This window comes from Acidovorax sp. 62, from assembly GCF_002754495.1.
Lineage (GTDB): Bacteria > Pseudomonadota > Gammaproteobacteria > Burkholderiales > Burkholderiaceae_C > Acidovorax.
In genome coordinates, this window is the sequence record NZ_PEFJ01000001.1 from 2,962,999 (window position 1) to 2,980,493 (window position 17,495).

Annotated in this window: 17 protein-coding genes; 10 read left to right on the top strand and 7 right to left on the bottom strand. The window is 65.7% G+C overall.

Annotation, left to right across the window (positions count from 1 at the left end):
• Positions 1 to 161: 161 nt before the first annotated feature.
• The 6 genes from CLU86_RS13280 to arsB all read left to right on the top strand — a co-directional run bounded on the left by CLU86_RS13280 (position 162) and on the right by arsB (position 6,114).
• Positions 162 to 2,690, top strand: a complete 2,529-nt coding sequence (locus CLU86_RS13280; protein WP_099743557.1) for an EAL domain-containing protein — start codon at positions 162 to 164, stop codon at positions 2,688 to 2,690.
• A 144-nt stretch (positions 2,691 to 2,834) separates the two neighbouring features.
• Entirely contained in the window at positions 2,835 to 3,524 is a 690-nt protein-coding gene (locus CLU86_RS13285; RefSeq protein WP_099743558.1) for a DUF3334 family protein, read from the top strand.
• 96 nt (positions 3,525 to 3,620) lie between these two features.
• Positions 3,621 to 3,947 (top strand): helix-turn-helix transcriptional regulator, encoded by a 327-nt coding sequence (locus CLU86_RS13290; RefSeq protein ID WP_099741926.1) that lies wholly within the window; start codon positions 3,621 to 3,623, stop codon positions 3,945 to 3,947.
• A 49-nt stretch (positions 3,948 to 3,996) separates the two neighbouring features.
• Entirely contained in the window at positions 3,997 to 4,488 is a 492-nt protein-coding gene (locus CLU86_RS13295) for an ArsI/CadI family heavy metal resistance metalloenzyme (protein WP_099741927.1), read from the top strand.
• Between the two features lie 13 nt (positions 4,489 to 4,501).
• Entirely contained in the window at positions 4,502 to 5,008 is a 507-nt protein-coding gene (locus tag CLU86_RS13300) for an arsenate reductase ArsC (protein WP_099741928.1), read from the top strand.
• Positions 5,009 to 5,040: 32 nt separating this feature from the next.
• Positions 5,041 to 6,114 (top strand): ACR3 family arsenite efflux transporter, encoded by a 1,074-nt coding sequence (gene arsB / locus CLU86_RS13305; RefSeq protein WP_233194996.1) that lies wholly within the window; start codon positions 5,041 to 5,043, stop codon positions 6,112 to 6,114.
• Between the two features lie 220 nt (positions 6,115 to 6,334).
• Here arsB and CLU86_RS13310 read toward each other — a convergent pair whose 3' ends face one another.
• The 6 genes from CLU86_RS13310 to tauD form a co-directional block, all read right to left on the bottom strand.
• On the bottom strand, positions 6,335 to 8,269 hold the full coding sequence (locus tag CLU86_RS13310) for a family 2A encapsulin nanocompartment cargo protein cysteine desulfurase (protein ID WP_099741929.1): 1,935 nt from the start codon (positions 8,267 to 8,269) through the stop codon (positions 6,335 to 6,337).
• 93 nt (positions 8,270 to 8,362) lie between these two features.
• Positions 8,363 to 9,295: a family 2A encapsulin nanocompartment shell protein gene (locus CLU86_RS13315; RefSeq protein ID WP_099741930.1), complete on the bottom strand. Its 933-nt coding sequence runs from the start codon at positions 9,293 to 9,295 to the stop codon at positions 8,363 to 8,365.
• A gap of 153 nt (positions 9,296 to 9,448) precedes the next feature.
• Positions 9,449 to 9,718, bottom strand: coding sequence for a helix-turn-helix domain-containing protein (locus tag CLU86_RS13320; protein WP_099741931.1), 270 nt, complete (start codon positions 9,716 to 9,718; stop codon positions 9,449 to 9,451).
• On the bottom strand, positions 9,715 to 10,647 hold the full coding sequence (gene epsC, locus CLU86_RS13325) for a serine O-acetyltransferase EpsC (RefSeq protein WP_099741932.1): 933 nt from the start codon (positions 10,645 to 10,647) through the stop codon (positions 9,715 to 9,717). Before epsC ends, CLU86_RS13320 begins: the two co-directional genes overlap by 4 nt.
• 23 nt (positions 10,648 to 10,670) lie before the next feature.
• Entirely contained in the window at positions 10,671 to 11,150 is a 480-nt protein-coding gene (locus CLU86_RS13330; protein WP_099741933.1) for a rhodanese-like domain-containing protein, read from the bottom strand.
• Positions 11,151 to 11,238: 88 nt separating this feature from the next.
• A complete protein-coding gene (tauD, locus tag CLU86_RS13335; protein WP_099741934.1) occupies positions 11,239 to 12,072 on the bottom strand; it encodes a taurine dioxygenase in 834 nt (277 codons plus the stop codon).
• 213 nt (positions 12,073 to 12,285) lie between these two features.
• Between tauD and tauA the strand changes: the two genes are divergently transcribed.
• Genes tauA through CLU86_RS13350 form a run of 3 tightly spaced genes read left to right on the top strand, consistent with a single transcriptional unit; the run spans position 12,286 to position 15,061 of the window.
• Positions 12,286 to 13,287 (top strand): taurine ABC transporter substrate-binding protein, encoded by a 1,002-nt coding sequence (gene tauA / locus CLU86_RS13340; protein ID WP_099741935.1) that lies wholly within the window; start codon positions 12,286 to 12,288, stop codon positions 13,285 to 13,287.
• Positions 13,288 to 13,316: 29 nt separating this feature from the next.
• A complete protein-coding gene (locus CLU86_RS13345; RefSeq protein WP_099741936.1) occupies positions 13,317 to 14,159 on the top strand; it encodes a taurine ABC transporter ATP-binding protein in 843 nt (280 codons plus the stop codon).
• Positions 14,156 to 15,061 carry an ABC transporter permease subunit gene (locus CLU86_RS13350; RefSeq protein ID WP_099741937.1) on the top strand — a complete coding sequence of 302 codons (906 nt, stop codon included), beginning with the start codon at positions 14,156 to 14,158 and terminating at the stop codon, positions 15,059 to 15,061. The genes CLU86_RS13345 and CLU86_RS13350 overlap by 4 nt, the downstream gene beginning before the upstream one ends.
• Before the next feature lie 111 nt (positions 15,062 to 15,172).
• Here the strand turns inward: CLU86_RS13350 and CLU86_RS13355 are convergent, their stop codons facing one another.
• Positions 15,173 to 16,072: a LysR family transcriptional regulator gene (locus CLU86_RS13355; RefSeq protein WP_099741938.1), complete on the bottom strand. Its 900-nt coding sequence runs from the start codon at positions 16,070 to 16,072 to the stop codon at positions 15,173 to 15,175.
• Between the two features lie 143 nt (positions 16,073 to 16,215).
• On the opposite strand from CLU86_RS13355, the gene CLU86_RS13360 reads away from it, so the two are divergent.
• Entirely contained in the window at positions 16,216 to 17,493 is a 1,278-nt protein-coding gene (locus CLU86_RS13360; protein ID WP_099741939.1) for an alpha-hydroxy acid oxidase, read from the top strand.
• Positions 17,494 to 17,495 lie beyond the last annotated feature (2 nt).

Here is a 17,495-nt window from a genome sequence, read left to right on the forward strand (position 1 = left end):
AATCGGACCACTGGCACCGGGCATTAATAGCCCACGGCGCCCAAAGGTTTCTAAATGTAAACATATCCAGCCAGGGGTGGTAAATTGGCGCAAGATGGGGCGGGTCAACCAGCGCTCTCATTCCATTCGACGCATTCGGTAACCCATTGACAGGCAGTTTTGTGGACCTCAGCCGAGACTTTCAACGCCGCAAGGATTTCCTGTCGCTGACGCCGCAGGACGAAAGCGCGTTACAGCGCCTGAACGGGTTGCTGGGCGACAAAGCCCCCGGCTTCATTGAATCGTTTTACGAGCACCTGCTGTCCTTCAGCGAAACGCGTGCACTCATTCCGGACGAAGGCACCCTCGCCCGTCTTAAAAAGTCCCAGTCCAGCTATTTCAAGTCCCTGATTGCCGGGGTGTACGACCGCGCCTATCTGGAAGACCGCCTGCGCGTCGGCCTGGTGCATGCCAAGGTGGGCCTGTCGCCAGGCTGGTACCTGGGGGCCTACAGCCACTACCTGACCGAGCTGCTGCCGCGCATCGCGCAGGGGCTGAGCAGTGCCTCGGCCGAAGAGTTGCTGCACACCTTCCAGGCCCTCATCAAGGTGGTGTTTTTGGACGTGGGCCTGGCCATTGACAGCTACATCGCCCACCGCGACGAACTGATTGCCGACCTGCGCGACTACGGCGCCGCCTTTGCCAACCTGCCCTACGGCACCATGGTGGCCACCCCCGATTTGAAAGTGGTGTTTGCCAACCGTGCCTTTGAAAAGCTCTTTGGCTTTGCCCCCAACAGCCTGCGCGGCTGCCCCTTGGCCAATGTGATGGATGTGGCCAACATCGCCACCCTGATTGATGCCGCGCTGCGCCTGCAAAACGCCCGCGACACCGTGGAGGTGCGCCCCCACCACAACCCGCTGGCCGTGCCCGTGAGCATCACGGCCCACACCCTGCCCGCACCCGAGGCGGGCCAAGACCAGCGCCTGCTGCTGGTGTTTGAAGACCTGCGCGAGCAAACCCAACTCACGCGCGACCTGCTCAACGCCCAGGCCGTGGCCAACATCGGCACCTGGCAAACCCATTTTGATGGCGCCTTCGTTCTCACCCCCCAGGCAGCGCGCCTGCTGGGCTGGCCTGTGGCCAAACCATTCACCTACCCCGACTTTCTGACCTGCGTGCACGAAGACGACCGCCAGCGCGTAGATGGCGAATGGACAGCCGCGCAACGGGTGGGGCGCTTTCGCTACGAATGCCGAGTGCACTCCAGCCCCGGCGTGCGCTGGATTGAAGCGCGCGGTGTGATCGAAAAGGACCACCAGGGCAACCCGATCCGGGGCTATGGCACGGTGCTGGACATCACCGATCGCAAGTCCACCGAACAGGCCATGGAACGCCTGGCCTTCTACGACTCGCTGACAGGGCTGCCCAACCGCACCAACGGCATGATGCTGGCGCAGCAAATGCTGTACCGCGCGCAGCACCAGGGCCTATCGGCCGCCGTGCTGTTTGTGGACCTGGACCGTTTCAAGGAAATCAACGACACCCACGGCCATGTGGTGGGCGACAACGTGCTGGCCGAGCTGGCCACCCGCTTTCGCGCCGCCTGCGCCAAGGACGACGTCTTTGCCCGCGTGGGCGGCGACGAATTCATGTGCGTGTACGCCCTGGCGCCAGGCGAGGACAAACTGCTGCGTGCCCAGCAATTGCAAGCGGCGCTCACCCGCCCGGTGCTCATCGACAGCCTCAAGTTCGAGGTGGGGGCCAGCATTGGCGTGGCCACCTTCCCCGACCAGGGCGAGGACGTGGAAGACCTGCTCAAGCACGCAGACATCGCCATGTACGAAATCAAGGCGCGCGGGGGCGGCAGCCACCTGTACTCCGACTTACTGGGGCTGAAGCTGGAGCGCCGCATCTCCCTGGGCACCAAGCTGGCCCGCGCCTTGGCGCAGTCGCAACTGCAATTGCACTACCAGCCCAAAGTGCACCTGGCCACCGGCGCGCTGTGCGGGGTGGAGGCGCTGTCGCGCTGGTGCGATGAAGATGGCCACTGGATCAGCCCCGGCGAATTCATCCCCGTGGCCGAAGAGCGCGGCCTCATCGGCGAGCTGGGCGACTGGACGCTGACCCAGGCCGCCCGCGACATTGCCTACTGGCAGCAAGCCGGGGCCGCCGTGGTGCCCCGCGTGGCCGTCAACGTGTCGGCCGCGCAGATGATGGACGAGGGCTTTGCTGAACGTGCAGAGCGCCTGGTGCGCGCCCAGGGCGTGGCGCCCGGCATGATCGAGCTGGAGATGACCGAATCCGCCCTGATGAACGAGCCCGAGAAGGCACGGCTGGTGGCATCCAGCCTGGTCGAGGCGGGCTTTTGCCTGTCCATCGACGACTTTGGCACCGGCTACTCGTCGCTGGAGCGGCTGCAGAGCTTTCCGGTGTTCAAGCTCAAGATCGACATGTCGTTCGTGCGGGACATGGACACCCACGCAGGCAACCGCGCCATCGTCACTGCCGTGATCGGCATGGCCAAAGCCCTGAAGCTGGAGACCGTCGCCGAAGGCGTGGAAACCGCCGCACAGGCCGCGCTGCTGACCCAGCTGCATTGCGACGAGGCCCAGGGCTACCTGTATTCCAAGGCCATCGCGGCCGAGCCCCTGTTGCGGCAATGGCTGCACGGCCAGCCTGTGCAGCCGGCCCTGCCCACCGCGCCCTGACCTCCGCCCACGCGCGATGTCAGCAAGCACACACCTCCTGTTGCGCCCAGCCCCACAACCAGGGCAATGCATCTGGTGGCAAAGGCTTTCATGGCCTATGCTACGCCCCAGACTTTCCTGATCAACGCACCGCCTCCAGCCACCATGAGCCACCAAGATAAACCCGTCGTATTCGGCACCGAAGACCTGCTGATGAGCCTGTGCAACTCCGTCACGCGCGTGCTCTCCGTCGCCACGCAAAGCCAGGTGCACTACTCCGGCATGGTGCAACGTATCTCCAAAACCTGCCTCAAACCCGACATCGGCTGCTTCGTGCTGTTCGATGGCGGCTTCTCCGGGCTGGTCATCATCAACTTCTCGGCCTCGGCCGCGATGGAGCTGTACCAAAGCTACCTGCTGAGCATGGGCATGTCCAAGGACGACCTGGTCACCTCCTACACCTCGGACGAAGTCAGCAACGTGATGGGCGAGCTGATGAACCAGGTGGTGGGCGACTTCACCGGCAAGATCCGCCGCGAGCTGCAAACCCACATCACCCAGAACCAGCCCAAGATGCTGGTGCTGAACAAGCAAGTGATGCTGAGCGTGGACGCCAACCTGGACAACCCCGAAGCCCGCCGCGTGACCTTCTACACCGGCAACAACAACATCTTCTATCTGGAACTGGCGATGGACCGCACCGAGTTCATCAAGCTCTACGACTTCGAGGCCCAGGAAGCCCCAGACCCCGACGCCCTGATGGCCCAGTCCCACAACGCGCCCGCACCCGCCCCATCGACAACGGCCAGCGGCGACAGCGACACCGACGACCTGCTCAAGTCGCTGGGGATGTAACCCCCGCGCCGAGGCTAAGAACCTGTTCCCCCCAAAGCACCGCCAGTCGGTGCTTTTTTCCTGCCATCATTTCCATATTTCAATTATCATTGAATTATGGAAACCAACGATATCGTCAAAGCCCTGGCCGCACTGGCCCAAGCCTCGCGCCTGGAGATTTTTCGCGCCCTGGTCGTGGCGGGCACCGAGGGCCTGACGCCCAGCGCACTGAGCGAGGCCCTGGGCGTGGCACCCAACACGCTCTCGTTCCACCTCAAGGAGCTGACCCACGCCGGGCTGGTGGCGCAAGAGCGCGCTGGCCGCAACCTGATCTACCGCGCCCAGTTCGAGCGCATGAACGCGCTGATCGGCTACCTGACCGAGAACTGCTGCCAGGGCCAGGCCTGCCTGCCCAGCGCCGCCACCGCTGGTTGTGCCTGCTGAGCCTTCCCCTTTTTACTGCCGCCAAGAACCTGTTCCAAGGAGCCCCACCATGAAGCGCTTTCACGTTCACCTGCATGTTGACGACCTTGCCGCCAGCATCGCCTTCTACTCGCGCCTGTTTGCCGCCACCCCTGCGCGGGTGGAGGCCGACTACGCCAAATGGATGCTGGAAGACCCGCGCGTGAACTTTGCGATCTCGACCCGGGGCAACCAGCCGGGGCTGGACCACCTGGGCTTTCAGGTCGACGACGCGGCCGAACTGGCCGATTTGAAAGCCCGCGCCAGCGCCGCCGACATGGCGCTCTTGGACGAAGGCGCCACCACCTGCTGCTACGCCCGCAGCGAAAAGCACTGGGTGACCGACCCACAAGGCGTGGCGTGGGAGCACTTTCACACGCTCGAAAACATTCCTGTGTTCAATGAGGCGGCAGCGGCGCCGCAAGGCGCCTGCTGCGCCCCCAAAGCAGCTGCGGCACCCCAGGCCTCCACACAGGCCGCGTGCTGCGGCCCGTCCAAATCCTCTTCTTCCCATTGCTGCTGACCTGAGGCCCCGAATGACCGAATCCGCCACCCCCCTGAACGTTCTTTTTCTGTGCACCCACAACTCGGCGCGCAGCATCCTGGCCGAAGCGCTGCTCAACACCATGGGCGAAGGGCGCTTCAAGGCGTACTCCGCTGGCAGCAGCCCGCGCGATAACCAGCAGCCCAACCCGCTGGGCCTGCAGGTGCTGCAAAAAGCCGGTATCCCGACCGAAGGGCTGCGCAGCAAAAGCTGGGACGAATTTGCCACCCCCGGCGCACCCCACATGGACCTCATCATCACCGTGTGCGACAACGCAGCGGGCGAGGTGTGCCCCTTCTGGCCCGGCCACCCGGCCACCGCCCACTGGGGCTATGCCGACCCCTCCGAAGGCGATGGCAGCGAGGCCGAGAAATTGGAGGCCTTTCGCAAAACCCTGCACGCCATCCAGCGCCGCCTGTCGCTGTTGATCAGCCTGCCTGCCGACAAGCTGCAGCACACCGTGCTGCAAAGCTCCGCCCGCGAGCTGTCAGACCACTGATCCCCTCTCACACCAATTGCCCAAAGAGCCCCATGACAACCACGGCCCCCGCCAGCCCTCCCGCCCCCCAAACCATGAGCGTGTTCGAGCGCTACCTCACCGTCTGGGTGTTCCTGTGCATCGTGGTGGGCATTGGGCTGGGGCAGCTGTGGCCCGGGGCCTTCCAGGCCATTGGCCGCATGGAAGTCGCCCAGGTCAACCTGCCCGTGGGCGTGCTGATCTGGGTGATGGTGATCCCCATGCTGATGAAGGTGGACTTTGCCGCTCTGGGCGAAGTGCGCCAGCACCTACGGGGCATTGGCGTCACGCTGGTGGTGAACTGGCTGGTCAAACCGTTTTCGATGGCGCTCTTGGGCTGGCTGTTCATCCGCCACTGGTTTGCCCCCTGGCTGCCTGCCGAGCAGATCGACAGCTACATCGCCGGGCTCATCCTGCTGGCCGCTGCGCCCTGCACGGCCATGGTGTTTGTGTGGAGCCGCCTGACCGGGGGCGACCCGCTGTTCACCCTGTCACAAGTGGCGCTCAACGACAGCATCATGGTGCTGGCCTTTGCGCCGCTGGTGGCGCTGCTGCTGGGGGTGTCGGCCATCACCGTGCCGTGGGCCACGCTGCTCACTTCGGTGGTGCTGTACATCGTGATTCCCGTGCTCATCGCACAAGCCCTGCGCCGCGCCCTGCTGGCGCGTGGCCCGGCTGCGCTCGATGCCGCACTGCAGCGCATTGGCCCCTGGTCCATCGGTGCACTGCTGGCCACGCTGGTGCTGCTGTTTGCCTTCCAGGGCGAGGCGATCCTCACGCAGCCGCTGGTCATCGCCCTGCTGGCCGTGCCCATCCTCATCCAGGTGTTCTTCAATGCGGGCCTGGCCTACTGGCTCAACCGCGCTGTGGGCGAAAAGCACAGCGTGGCCTGCCCGTCGGCCCTCATTGGTGCGTCCAACTTCTTTGAGCTGGCCGTGGCCGCCGCCATCAGCCTGTTCGGCTTTCACTCCGGCGCCGCACTGGCCACGGTGGTGGGGGTGCTGATTGAAGTGCCCGTGATGCTGCTGGTGGTGCACATCGTCAACCGCAGCAAGGGCTGGTACGAGCGCGGGCTGAGCACGGGTTGAAGGCAGACTGAGCGCAGCCTGCGCACCATACGCTACCAAAAAGATAGCTGCCAGCGCTTTATTAATAAGCGCTAGGCAGCTTTTTTATGCAAAGAGCCGGTATGTTTAAACCACCTCTCACCGTTCGGGCTGAGCTTGTCGAAGCCCTGCGCGGCGCTTCGACAAGCTCAGCGTGAACGGATGGGGGTGAGGCGTAGGCAAGGACAAGCCTTGCCCCCCGTCACACGCGGCGCTGCGCAGCCAGGCGCTGCACCACCGCCACCAGCCGGTCGATCTCGTCAAAGGTGTTGTAGAACGCAAGCGACGGTCGCACCGTGGTCTCCACCCCAAAGCGGCGCAGGATGGGCTGCGCGCAGTGGTGGCCCGTGCGCACGGCAATGCCCTCTTCGTTCAGCGCCTTGCCCACCTCTTCGGTGGTGTAGCCCGCCAGCACAAACGACATCACGCTGGCCTTGTGGGCCGCCGTGCCAATCAGCCGCACGCCCCGGATGGCACCCAGGTGTTGCATGCCGTATTCGAGCAGCTCGTGTTCGTAGCGGGCAATGTTCTCGATGCCCACGCGGTTCACGTAGTCGATGGCCGCACCCAGGCCCACGGCATCGGCAATGTTGCCGGTGCCTGCCTCGAACTTGTTGGGGATGGGCTGGAACACCGTTTTCTCAAACGTGACATCGGCAATCATGTTGCCGCCGCCTTGCCAGGGGGGCATGTCCTCCAGCACCTCACGCTTGCCCCACACCACGCCAATGCCAGTGGGCCCGAACACCTTGTGGCCTGAGAAGACGAAGAAGTCCGCACCCAGGTCCTGCACGTCCACCCGCATGTGCGAGATGGACTGCGCGCCATCGACCAGCGCCTTCGCACCTGCCCGGTGGGCCATGGCCACGATCTCTTTGACCGGCACCACTGTGCCCAGCGCGTTCGACACCTGCGTGACGGACACGATTTTGGTGCGGCTGTTCAGCAGCTTCTGGTATTCGTCCAGCAGCACCTGACCCGAGTCGTCCACCGGAATCACCCGCAGCTTGGCCCCCTTGGCAGCGGCCAGTTGCTGCCAGGGCACGATGTTGGCGTGGTGCTCCAGGTTGCTGACGATGATCTCGTCGCCCTCGCCAATGTGCTGCGCACCCCAGCTCTTGGCCACCAGGTTGATGGCCTCGGTGGTGCCGCGCACAAAGATCACCTCGTTCACATCCGGCGCGTTGATGAAGCGCTGGACCCGCTGGCGCGCGCCTTCGTAGGCGTCCGTGGCGCGGGCAGCCAGCTCGTGCGCTGCGCGGTGGATGTTCGAGTTTTCGTGCTCGTAGAAGTAGCTGATGCGGTCGATGACCGCCTTGGGCTTGTGCGTGGTGGCCGCGTTGTCAAACCACACCAGGGGTCGCCCATTCACGCGCTCGGACAGCACGGGAAAGTCGCGGCGGATGGCGTGCACATCAAACGCCGGGTGCGCGCTGCCTGCCACCGCAGGCACGGCCCCCGCCCGCTGCGCCGCAGGGTGGCCCGGCGTGGTGTACCCCCCGGGCAGCACCACGGCATTGGCAAAGTAGAACTGCGGCTGGGCCGATGGCACCGTGCTGGGCACGCCCGGGCCTGCCGTGGGTGATGTGACCTGGGGCACATGGGCTGCGTCAAACGACTGGAACGGCAGGCGCGACAAGGCATCCAGCCCATCCCCCCTCTCTGGCGCTGACTGCGCCACCGCGCCGGATGGGCGCTCGCCCACAAAGTAGTACGGCGCAGAGGCAACAGGCGCGGAAGCACCCGAAGGCAGGGAAGCCACCGGCGCCACACCCAGCACCCCCGAGCCCAAGCGCGGCTCGTAGGCAGGCAAGGTGCTGACCACAGTATCGGGCAGGCCATTGCCCGCCGAGGCATGCGGCACCAGCGCAGGGGCGCGGTGCGCCAGCGACAACACGGGCGTGGGCGACGCAGGCACTAAGTTGCTGCCCGGAATCTGCCCTTGCGGGATGGGCGTGCCTGGCACCGAGGGGCCCAGCCCGGCCGGGCTGGCCAGGGGCGAGCCGGCAGGGGCCAGGTTCACCGGCGCCTGCACGCCGGGCGGAAAACCCGCCGCAGCAGGGCGCGGCACGGCAGAGGCTGCGCCAGATAGGTCCGGCTGCTCGCCCGGCAGGGCCGCAAACAGGGCCGATGCCATACGGGCCAGCGCAGCCGTGTCCAGCGGAGACTGAGGCGCAACCCCCGACGGGAGCGAGGAAGTGTGAGAGAGGTTCGTCACCGCGCGGCCACCTTATTTGTAGGTGTCTGGGTAGTCGTGGTACTTGTTGATCTCCACATCGTCCAGCACGGCCAGCGCGTCGGGCGTGAGCACCGCCAGCGAGCAGTACAGCGAGATCAGGTACGACGCAATCGCATGGTTGTTGATGCCCATGAAGCGCACCGACAGGCCGGGGCTTTGCTCGCCCGGCAGGCCCGGCTGGTACAGGCCCACCACGCCCTGGCGCTTGTCGCCCACGCGCAGCAGCAAGATCTTGCTCTTGCCATCGGCCACAGGCACCTTGTCCGAGGGGATCAGCGGCACGCCGCGCCAGGTGATGAACTGCGAGCCAAACAGGCTCACCGTGGGCGGTGGCGTGCCACGGCGCGTGGCTTCGCGGCCAAAGGCGGCAATCGCCAGCGGGTGGGCCAGGAAGAAGGCGGGCTCCTTCCACACCTTGGTCAGCAGCTCGTCCAGATCGTCGGGCGTGGGTGCACCGGTCAGCGGGAAGATGCGCTGCTCGTCCGTCACCTGCGCCAGCAGGCCGTAGTCGGCGTTGTTGATCAGCTCGCTTTCCTGGTTCTCTTTGATGGTCTCGATGGTCAGGCGCAGCTGCTCTTTGACCTGGTCGTGCGGGCTGCTGTACAGGTCGGAGATGCGGGTGTGCACGTCCAGCACCGTGCTCACCGCGTTCAGGAAGTACTCGCGCGGGTTCTCTTCGTAGTCCACGAAGGTGCGGGGCAGCTGGTTTTCCTTCTCCTTGGCGGTGCAGGCCACCTTGATGGCCTCGGGGTTCTTGACCTGGTTCAGACGGTAGATGCCCGCCTCCACCGGCAACCACTGCAGCAGGTGCGTAAGCCAGCGCGGCGAGATGGTGGAAAGCTGGGGTGCCGTCTTGGTTGCATTGGCGAGTTGCCGTGCGCCGCTATCGCTGAGTGCGGTGGTTCCGCCCACTGTTGCCGACATGTGAATACTCCGTGAGGTTGAAAACAAACAAGAAAAAAATCAGAAAACCCGCCCGCCCGATACAGTGCCCCACATCCCCACCTCTCGGTGCAGACCAGGGTGCGCACAGGCCAGCCAGTCACTGCTGCAGTGTCAAAGCTCCAGCGCCCCGCTTCAACAGGCTATAGCCGCCAACTGCAGGCCGCGCACCAGTTGCCTCTGGTGCACGGACTCGCCGCGTGTGACCAGCACCGAGGGCGCAACGCCCAGCGCGCTGGCCAGCTTCTCGACGGTGTGCAGGGATGCGATGACGCTGCCGCGCTCGATCTCGCCCACGTACGAGCGGTTGAGGTCCGACTGCTCGGCCAGCCGCTCTTGCGACCAGCCCTGCGCCTCGCGCGACTGGCGCACCGCAATGCCAAAGCCTTTGACGAGCGTGGTCACAGCGCCACCTCGGCCAGGATGGACGGGAAGCGCCCCGATGCCTGCGCACTGGCCTGCGTGACATGGCCGCCCGCAGGCACGTCGTGCGTAACCCACACGTTGCCGCCAATCACCGCCCCCTTGCCCAGCGTGACGCGGCCCAAAATGGTGGCGCCCGCGTAGATGACCACGTCGTCCTGCACCAGCGGGTGGCGCGGCAGGCCTTTTTGCAGCACGCCATCGGCATCGGTCGGAAAGCGCTTGGCCCCCAGCGTCACGGCCTGGTACAGGCGCACACGCTTGCCAATCACCGCCGTCTCGCCAATCACCACGCCCGTGCCGTGGTCGATGAAAAAGCCCGCGCCAATCTGCGCGCCGGGGTGGATGTCAATGCCCGTCTGGCTGTGCGCCAGCTCCGACACGATGCGCGCGAGCAGCGGCAGCCCCAGCAGGTACAGGCGGTGCGCAATGCGGTGGTGGATCATGGCCAACACGCCGGGGTAGCACAGCAGCACCTCGTCCACACTGCCCGCCGCCGGGTCGCCCTGGTAGGCGGCCAGCACATCGCTGTCGAGCAGGCGGCGGATGTCGGGCAGCGACTGGGCCAGGTCCTGCGCGGCCTTCAGGGCCTGCTGCTCCACGTCCTGGGCGTCGCGCGGCTGGTGGCGCGCGCCGTATTTCAGCTCCAGCACCATCTGCGCGTGCAGGGTGTGCAGCGCGGCGTCCAGCGTGTGGGCCACGTAGAAGTCTTCGCTCTCCTGGCGCAAGTCGGGCGGGCCCAGCCGCATGGGAAAGAGCGCGCCCTTGAGCTGCTCTACCACCCGCGCCAACGCATCGCACGACGGAAACTCGCGCCCGCCGGGCTCCTGCGATCGCTTTTGCGCATCGCGCCAGTCGCGGCGCACACCGTGCAGCGATTGCACGATCTGTTCAATGTCAAAGATGGCCATGGCTCGTTCCTCGTTGCAACCTGTCAGTCCTGCACCCAGGGCAGGCCGTGAAAGCGCCAGCCGTCGCTGCCGCCCCGGTGCAGTTGCGCGTCGATCTCGCCCTCAAAGCCTTCCAGCACATTGAAGACATGGGCAAACCCGGCAGCGGCTGCGGCCTCTGCCGCCAGCACCGAGCGCTTGCCGCTGCGGCACAGCAGCAGCACGGCGGCGTCCTTGCCGCCGTCTTTGGCCAGCTTGGCTTCCAGCTCGCGCACAAAGCGCGGGTTGCGCACCAGCGCTGTGCCGGTAGCCCAGGCCACGTGCAGGCTGCCGGGCACATGGCCCACAAACTTGCGCTCTTCGCTCGATCGCACGTCCACCAGCACGGCCTGGTTGGCCTGCACCAGGCGCCAGGCCAGTACGGGGGGCACGCCACCGGCGTAGGTCAGGCCCTCGGCCTGGGCAGCAGTGTGGAGGGTTTGCAGTTCTGGGGCGAGGGTCAGAGTGTCCTGTGCGGTGGTCATGGGGGGCTTTCAATAAAAACAGGCTCTAGCGCTTATCTATCAAGCGCAAGCAGCTATTCATTTAATAGCAATAAGTGGACGAACCGATTCAGTACGGCACATCGCCCAGCACGGTGGCGCGATGCATCACGCGGCGGTGGGGCAGGTAGTCCACCGTGGCGTAGTGCTGGGTCAGGCGGTTGTCCCAGAAGGCCAGGTCGTAGGGCTTCCAGCGCCAGCGCACGGTGAACTCGGGCTTGGCAATGTGCACCCGCAGGAAGGCCAGGATCGCGTCGCTCTCCTTCTTGTCCAGCTCCACGATGCGGCTGGTAAAGCCTTCGTTGACGAACAGGCCGCGCTTGCCGCTGACGGGGTGGGTGCGCACCACGGGGTGCGGAATGTCGGGGTACTTGGCCGCAGCGCTCTCCCACACCTTTCGCTCTTCAGGCGTGCGGGCATAGCGCCAGGCGGGGAAGGACTGCACAAAGCTGTGCTCGGCATGCAGCGGATCGAGAAACTTGCGCAGCGGCTCTGACAGCGCCTCGTACGCCGCAATGCCGCTGGCCCACAGCGTGTCGCCGCCCGAGGGCGGCAGGTGCCGCGCCGACAGCAGCGCACCCATGGGCGGCTTGTCGATGAAGGTCACGTCGGTGTGCCAGTTGTCGTTGTCGGGCGGGTTGTTGTCATCGGTGTCCAGCACGATGATTTCCACCGCGTCCGGGTGCGTGGGGTACACGGGATGGATGTGCAGCTCGCCAAAACGCCGCGCCAGGTCGCGCTGCTGCACGGGGGTGACGGGCTGGTTCTCAAAGAACAGCACATGGTGCTGGAGCAGCCCGGCCAGCAGCGCATCGCGCTGAGCGTCGCTCACGGGCTGGGTCAGGTCGATGCCGGTGACAAGGGCGCCAATGGCGGGGCCCAGGGCTTGGATGTGCAAGGTCATGGTGGCAGCTAATGCAAAAGATGGCTAAAGGCGGCTGAAAGTGGCCTCAAGCATCCCGCCAACCGCGCGGCGCACCAAGCTCGTTATTTGCATTTGCTATGTTGATTTCCTTCCATATCAACTTATTCATCTAAACATAGGATTTCCGTGACGCCCCTGCACCGCAGGGACAAACCCCTCGATCACCCCGATCACCGACACGGAGACCTTTTCATGAAATTCTGGAAACCCCTCGCCATCGCCGCCGCAGGCACCCTCGCCCTGGCCAGCGCCTTCAGCGCCCTGGCCGCCGACAAGAAAGTGGTGGTGGGCTACCAGACCGACGCCCTACCCTCGGCCGTGGCCATTGCCAATGGCGATTTCGCCAAGACCACGGGCTACCAGATCGACTTTCGCAAGTTCAACTCGGGCGCCGACGTGGTGGCCGCCATTGCCTCGGGCGACGTGCAAGTGGGCTATGTGGGCTCCAGCCCCTACGCAGCGGCTGCCTCGCGCGGGCTGGACATCCAGGGCTTTTACCTGGCCTCCATCTCAGGCACCGACGAAGCCCTGGTGGTGCGCAACGGCTCGGGCATCAAGAGCGTGAACGACCTCAAGGGCAAGCGCCTGGCCGCAGCGCCCGTGTCCACCGACCACTACCAGCTGCTGGCCCTCATCAAAAGCCAGGGCCTCACCGAAAAAGACGTGACGGTGCTGGCCATTCCGCAGCCCGAAATCGTGGCCGCCTACAACCGGGGCGATATCGACGGCGGCTTTGTGTGGGACCCCGCCCTGACCGAACTCAAAAAGAACGGAGCCGTGCTGGTCACCTCCAAAGACGTGGCGGAAAAAGGCGCCCCCACCTTCAGCGCCTGGGTGGCCACAGGCAAATTTGCCAAAGAGCACCCCGAGTTCCTGAAGAACTATGCCGCCGTCATCGACAAATACAGCCAGTCCTTCGCCACCGATAAAGCTGCCTGGGGCCCCGACAGCGAGAACACCAAGCAACTGGCCAAACTGCTGGGCGGCACCCCTGCCGACCAGGCCGCCGGGCTCAAGAACCTGAACCTGGTACCCCGCGGCGAGCAAGTCAGCGAAGCCTGGCTGGGCGGCGGCGAGAAATCCGGCGTGGCCAAGATCCTCAAGGAAACCTCGGCCTTCCTGAAGGAGCAAAAGAAGATCTCGCAGGTGCAAGGCAGCTACGCCAAGTACGTCACGCCCACAGCGCTGAAGTAAGCACCCTACCGCCCCACCGGAGCCCCACCATGCTGTCTGTGCGCGACGCCAGTGTTTTCTTTGAGGCCCGCGACGGCCGCGCTGTGCAGGCGCTGCACCGGGTCTCGCTCGACATCCCGCCGCGCGGCTTCGTGGTGGCCCTGGGCACCTCGGGCTGCGGCAAGTCCACCCTGCTCAACGCCATGGCGGGGTTTTTGCCGCTGTCCGAAGGCAGCATCACGCTGCACAGCCGACCCATCACCCGCCCCGGTGCAGACCGTGGCGTGGTGTTCCAGAAAGACACGCTGCTGCCCTGGAAATCGGTGGCGGAGAACGTGGCCCTGGGCCTGCAGTTTGCCGGTGCCAGCCGCGCCCAGCGGCGCGAGCGTGCGCAAGAGCTGCTGGAGCTGGTGGGCCTGCAAGACTTTGCCGACGCCGCGCCGTATGAGCTGTCTGGCGGCATGCGCCAGCGCGTGGGCCTGGCCCGCGCCCTGGCGCCCAACCCCGACATCCTGCTCATGGACGAGCCCTTTGGTGCGCTGGACAGCATGACGCGCGAGCAGATGCAAGAGCTGCTCGTGTCCGTGTGGCAGCGCACGGGCAAGCAGGTGTTCTTCATCACCCACTCCATCGAGGAAGCCATCTTTCTCGGCACCGAAGTCATCGTCATGTCGCCCCGCCCAGGGCGCATCGTGGCCCGGTTTGACCTGGACTACGTGCAGCGCTTTGCCCAAGAAGGCAACGCCAAGGCCATCAAGACCCTGCCCGGCTTTGCGCAGCTGCGCGAACAGATCCGCGACATCGTCCACCTCTCAGAACACACCGACAGCGCCCACAGCGCTGACAGCACTGAGCACGCCGCTGCGCACGCCAAACAAGGAGCCCTGGCATGAACGACCTGGTTTTGAACTACCTGCTGCCCACCGCAGAAAAGGGCGATGAATACGGAAGCGCTGAGGCGCCCGCCAAGACCAATGCGCCCATTCCCCCCGCCCCGCGCACCGTCAAGCCCCGGGGCTTTGGCGTAGGCGAGCGCTCCACCGTGCCCATCAGCATCGGCGCCGCGCTGGCCCTGCTGCTGGCCTGGTGGCTGGTGGCGCAAACCGGCTGGGTGCCCAGCCTGTTCATGCCCACGCCAGCCGAGGTGTGGGCCACGGGCGTGAGCATCTTCACCGAGGGCTATGCCAACGCCACCCTGTGGGAGCATGTGGCCGCCAGCCTGACGCGCATCGTCAGCGCCGCCGTCATCGCCGTGGGCCTGGGCGTGCCACTGGGCCTGCTGATGGGGCTGAACCGCTGGGCCAAGGGCGTGCTCGATGCGCCCATCGAGTTCTACTGGCCCCTGCCGCCACTGGCCTACCTGCCGCTCATGATCATCTGGCTGGGCATTGGCGAGACCTCCAAAATCGCCCTGCTGGCCCTGGCCATGTTTGCGCCCGTGGTGCTGTCGGCCCAGGCCGGCGTGCGCGCCCTGCCGCTGGAGCGGGTCAACGCCGCCCTGTCACTGGGCGCCACGCGGGGGCAACTGTTCACCCACATCGTGCTGCCCTCGGCCCTGCCCGAAATCCTCACCGGCATCCGCATCGCCCTGGGCGTGGGCTGGGGCACGCTGGTGGCGGCCGAGCTGATCGCCTCCACCCGGGGCATTGGCTACATGATCATGTCGGCCTCGCACTTCCTGGCCACCGACGCCGTGTTTGTCGGCATCGGCGTGATCGCCGCGCTGGCGTTTTCCTTCTCCCTGGCCATGCGCCTGGCCGAGCGGGTGCTGGTGCCGTGGAAGGGCAAGCACTGAACCGCAAACGCCATGCAAGGCGAAGTCAAAGCGCACGTCCTCGGGGTGAGCACCGTGCCGGGGGCAATGGACTGAGGACTGCAACGCTGGTGTCCCTTCAAGGCGCGAGACTCAGAAAAACCCAGCCGCCTCTGCAAAATTGGCGTTTTGCACGGCCTGGCTGCGCAACTCAGTCACCAGTGGTCGCAAGTCATCCCGGCGGGTGTGCAACGCATAGTCCAATCGCCCCAAGGGAACGGCGCTGGACAACTCCTGGAGCACCTTGCGTCGGCACATGGTCTGCGCGAGCCCTTCCGGAAGCAGGCCCACGCCCTGACCATACGCAAGCAACCCAACGATGCCCCCCCAATGGTTGCAGACCAGTCGCCGTGGTTCCGGTGCAGCAGCCTGCCGCAGCCAATCGTCCAGCAGGTGAGTGACCCCGGAGCCATGCGGCAAGGTGACCAATGGATGCCGCAACAACGTATCGGCATCCATGCGACGCACACCGTTTGCAACACGGGGCGCAGCGCACCACATGAATGCCGCCTGTGCCAGCGGCACCGACGTCAAGGCGCTGCGGCTGGCCGCACCCGCGATCACAGCGGCATCCAACTCGCCCTTTTCCAGCCGATCGGCCAGGGCCTCGCCCACGTCCACATGCACGCTCAGGTCCAGCTCCGGGTGCGCATCGACCAAGGCTGTGACCAGCAGGGGGAGCCAGGTCAACGCCGTGAGCTCGCCCACCCCCAGGCGGCAGGGCCCGCGAAGGCCGGTGGTGCTGCCCATTTCCTGTTGCAGGCGGTCTGCCTGCTGCAGCAGAGCACCGGCCAGTGGCACCAGGCGCGTTCCAGCCTCGGTCAACGCGGCGCGGTGCCCGGCGCGGTCAAACAGCACCTGGCCCAGAGAAGTTTCCAGCTCGGTGATGCGTTTGGACAGCGATGACACCGACAGGTGCACCCGCTCGGCCGCAGTGGCAAAGCTGCTGCACGTGGCAGCCCAGTAGAAGGCTTCGAGCTGCTTGAGGGTCATGTCATCGCCTTGTTTTCCATTTCATTCTGATTTGGCGAACAAATGAGTGTCAATAAATTCGCTTTCTTGATTATTGCGGTTTCAGGACACTGCCCTCCAGCCCTCTTTGAACCCCCTTGCCCGCTCTTGCCTGGAGCCGAGCCATGTCCACCTCCTCCCGCACCTCCACACCCCAACCACCCACCCCCAACGCCTGGGGCTCTTTCAGCGGCACGCGCCGCAGTGGCCGCACTGCCAATCTTCTGTCGCTGGACGACTTTGAAGCCGCCGCCCGCCGCGTGCTGCCGCGCCCCATCTTTGGCTACGTGGCCGGGGCAGCCGAGGACAACCAGGCGCTGGGCGACAACCGTCAGGCTTTTGCCGAGCTGGCCCTCGTCCCCCGCGTGCTGCGCAACGTGGCCGAGCGCGACCAGAGCGTGACGCTGTTCGGCCAGCGCTATGCCAGCCCCTTCGGCGTTGCGCCCATGGGCATTGCCGCCCTGTCGGCCTACCGGGGCGACATCGTGCTGGCCCGCGCGGCGGCGGCAGCAGGCATCCCTGCCGTGCAAAGCGGCAGCTCACTGATCCGGCTCGAAGATGTCATGGCCGCAGCCCCGGGCACCTGGTTCCAGGCCTATCTGCCCGGCACCCCCGAGCGCATCGACGCGCTGCTGCAGCGCGTGAAGAAGGCTGGCGTGCAGACCCTGGTGGTCACGGTGGACATCCCCGTGGCGGGCAACCGCGAGAACAACATCCGCGCGGGCTTCTCCACCCCGCTGCGCCCCAGCCTGCGCTTGGCGTGGGACGGCCTGGTGCGCCCACGCTGGCTGGCGGGCACGCTGCTGCGCACCCTGGCACGCCACGGCATGCCGCATTTTGAAAACTCGTTTGCCGAGCGCGGCGCGCCCATCCTGTCCTCACGCGTGCAGCGCGACTTTGCCGCCCGCGACCACTTTGATTGGAGCCACATCGCCCACATCCGCCGCCAGTGGCAGGGGCCGCTGGTGGTCAAGGGCATCCTCAGCCCGCAAGACGCCGCACTGGCCCGCCAGCACGGGGTGGACGGCATCATCGTCAGCAACCACGGCGGCCGCCAGCTCGACGGCGCCGTGGCCCCGCTGCGCGTGCTGCCCGCCATTGCCGAGCAGGTCGGCAGCGGCATGACGGTGATGCTGGACGGTGGCATTCGCCGGGGCACTGACGTGATCAAGGCCCTGGCGCTGGGTGCGCAGGCAGTGTTCGTGGGTCGCCCCTTCAACTATGCCGCTGTAGTGGACGGCGAGGCGGGCGTCGTCGCCGCCATCGACCTGCTGCGCGCCGAGGTGGACCGCAACCTGGCGATGTTGGGTGCCACCACCTGCGCAGAGCTGGGGCCAGAGCACCTCATGGACCGGCGAGCGCTCTGGGCATTGAACCCGCCAGCCGCCCATCCCCCGCGCTGATT